We start from the raw sequence: 2,956 nt of genomic DNA, 5'->3' as shown, positions 1-2,956 counted from the left end.
CTTGGCCTTGGCGTAGGCATTGTGCTCGGGCCCGCCGATGAAGGCGAAAGCCTGGCCGGACAGCACCGCGTTGGTATGGCCGCCGCCGGTCTCGATGGTCACGATCTTCACCGCGATGTCGGACTCGGCGAAATAGCCCTTCGCCATCGCGATATACATCGGCAGATAGCCGGTCGAATGCACCGGCTCCGCCACCAGCAGCTCCTTGACGGCGGCGCGCGCGATGAAGGGCGGAGCGGCAAGCGCGAGGCCCAAGCCGGTGCTCAGCGTCGCGGTCGATTGCAGGAACTTTCGCCTGTTCATGACGTCCTCACTGTTGGATTGTGCTTCGAAATCAGCATCATTGCCGTACGCCCTTGCGCAGCGCGCTCTCGAGCCATGACACGGCCGCGTACATGACCATTGCCAGGGTCGAGAGCACGAGCACCGCCACCCAGACCAGCGCGATGTCGTAGGTCTGGCCGGCATAGAGGATGGCCCGCCCCAGTCCGTGCTGCGAGGCGATGAACTCGCCCACGATCGCGCCGGTGAGCGCGAGGCCGATATTCACCCGCAGCACCGAGATGATCCAAGGCAGGCAGAACGGCACGACCAGCTTGCGGAACACCTGCATCCTGCTGGCGCCGAGCGAATAGAACAGCTTCTCGCCGTCGGGATCGAGCGCCTTGACGCCGGCATAGGCGGTGAGCGTCGAGACCACCAGCGTCAGCGCGGTTGCGACCGCGACCTTGGACACGAGACCGATGCCGAACACCAGGATGATGAGCGGCGCGAGCGCGAGCTTCGGGATCGATTCCAGGCAGATCACGTAGGGCTGCACGATGGCGGCGTAGTTGCGCGACCACCAGAACGAAAGGCCCAGCAGCGATCCCGCCGTCGTGCCGATGATGAAACCCAGGATGGTGGAGCGGAAGGTGAAGCTGATGTCGGTCCAGGCGTCGCCGGTGGTGAAGAAGATTCCCATGGTGTGGGCGATCGCGCTCGGCTGCGACCAGAAGAAGGCGTCGATCCAGCCGGCGCGGGCGCCGATCTCCCACAGCGAGATCCCGCCGACGAGGATGCCGATCTGCGCCGCGATCAGCGCCCACGTCGGCCAGTCCTTCTGCACCGGCAGGCGCCGGAGCGGCTTGGTCGGCGCGGCGGCGGGCGGCGAGGGAGCCTGTGCGAGGTCGAGGCTCGCCATCTCGCCGAGGGTCGAACTGTCCTGAACGGCCATCGTGGAGCCCTCTCCGCCGTCTCACGCCGCTTGGTTCATGGTTTCCTGCGCCGCCCCCTCGACGGTGAGCATGGCGAGGCAGCGCTGCTTGATGGCCACGAATTCCGCGGTGAGCGAGCTCATGCGCAGGCGTGGGCGCGGTAGCGGGATCGGGATGGTGGCGATGATGCGGCCCGGGCGGGTGCCCATCACGTGCACCTCGTCGGAGAGATAGATTGCTTCCTCGACGTCGTGGGTGACGAACAGGACCGTCTTGCCGAAGTCGCTCCAGAGCTGCATCAGCCATTCCTGCATCTGCAGCTTGGTCTGGGCATCGAGCGCGCCGAACGGCTCGTCGAGCAGAATGAGATCGGTGTCGAACAGCAGGGTGCGCAACAGCGCCGCGCGCTGGCGCATGCCGCCGGACAACGCATTCGGATAGAGATATTCGAAGCCGGCGAGCCCATAGCGCTGGAGCAGCGGCAGCGAGCGCGCGCGCGCCTCACGCAGCGGCACCCCCTGGATCTCCATGCCGAGGACGGTGTTGTCGAGGACGGTGCGCCAGGGCAGCAGCAGGTCCTTCTGCAGCATGTAGCCGACCCGGCCGATGGTGCCGGTGGCGTCGGCGCCGTCGATCATGACCCGGCCGCCGGTCGGCTCCAACAGCCCGGCGATGATGTTGAAGATGGTGCTCTTGCCGCAGCCCGACGGCCCGATCAGGCTGACGAAACGGCCCTGCGGGATCGATAGCGTCACCGGCGCGAGCGCATGGAAGACGCCGGCCGACGTCTTGAACGTCATGCTGACGTCGTCGACGCAAAGTTTCGGGGCCGATGACAGCATGCGCGCTCCGGACGGCCGTGGCGAGGCACGGAATTTCCCCAATTGCGGCGACTATATCGCAAAAGCCGTGCCAACGGCCACGGCTGTTCATGCGCATAAACGCCGCGCGCCCGGAGTTCCGCGCCGCGCGCCGATGGCGGCAAATTATTCCCTGTGCGTAAAGTTTCGGCATGCGGCGCCCGGGTTGCGCCGCGCCTGAAAACCCGTTGTGCGCGATCAGAGCGCGTCCGCGAACATCCGCTTGTAGTGGCGATACCACTCGCTCTGGAACATCTCGTCCGGGTCGTGGCGCCGTTTCAGGCGCAGGAACTCGCGCATCTGCGGGTAGCACGCCTCGACCTGGGCGCGGCTCGCCCAGCGGTGATAGGTCAGGAAATAGCTGCCGCCGTGCTCGATCGCGCGGTCGATCAGGCGGCGGAAATCGTCCGCCGCCTTGCGGATGCCGGTATCGGTGTGATCGACGTGCAGGTTCATGACCGTGCACGCCCAGGGCTCGCGCGCCCAGGCGAGAGCGCTCTCGTCGTCGCGCTCGATCAGGCGGATGGTCCCGTAGATGAGCTGCACGTCGTGCTGGCGGAAGTCCGCGCGCACGGCAGCGAGAAACGCCGGCAAGGCCGGGCGCGGGACGTAGAGTTCCGAGATCATCTCGGTGCCCCTGTGCGCCGCGCCGAGCCGGCGGTCGAGCTCGGCGTGATAGTCGTCGATGTAGACGCCGAGCTGCCCGGTGTCGGACCAGTAGCGCTGTCCCGAGGTGGAGAGATAGTAGGAGGTGTACGCGTCGTAGGCGCGCCGGGTGTCGGCGTGGGAGAAATAGTAGAGCTCGCGCCAGCGCGCCTCCGTCAGCTCCTTCTGCTCCGCCGGCATGGGCGCATCGGCCGGCAGCGGCCGGTAGCAGGAGAACACGCCCTTGCGCAGATA

The 2,956-nt window shown here is 66.6% G+C and carries 4 protein-coding genes; all 4 read right to left on the bottom strand.

All coding sequences use genetic code 11. The annotated features are described in order from the left end of the window. The coding region (locus VH499_RS03315) for an ABC transporter substrate-binding protein (protein ID WP_332051264.1) at positions 1–303 on the bottom strand (303 nt) is incomplete at its 3' end. A gap of 37 nt (positions 304–340) precedes the next feature. Beyond that, a complete protein-coding gene (locus VH499_RS03310; protein WP_332051263.1) occupies positions 341–1,216 on the bottom strand; it encodes an ABC transporter permease in 876 nt (291 codons plus the stop codon). Between the two features lie 21 nt (positions 1,217–1,237). Further along, positions 1,238–2,038: an ABC transporter ATP-binding protein gene (locus VH499_RS03305; RefSeq protein WP_332051262.1), complete on the bottom strand. Its 801-nt coding sequence runs from the start codon at positions 2,036–2,038 to the stop codon at positions 1,238–1,240. Between the two features lie 216 nt (positions 2,039–2,254). Then, positions 2,255–2,956: hypothetical protein (locus VH499_RS03300; RefSeq protein ID WP_332051261.1), on the bottom strand; the 702-nt coding region annotated here is incomplete at its 5' end.

Source organism: Reyranella sp. (assembly GCF_036558665.1).
In the GTDB taxonomy this organism is placed as follows: domain Bacteria; phylum Pseudomonadota; class Alphaproteobacteria; order Reyranellales; family Reyranellaceae; genus Reyranella.
This window is presented reverse-complemented; position numbering and strand designations above follow the sequence as displayed.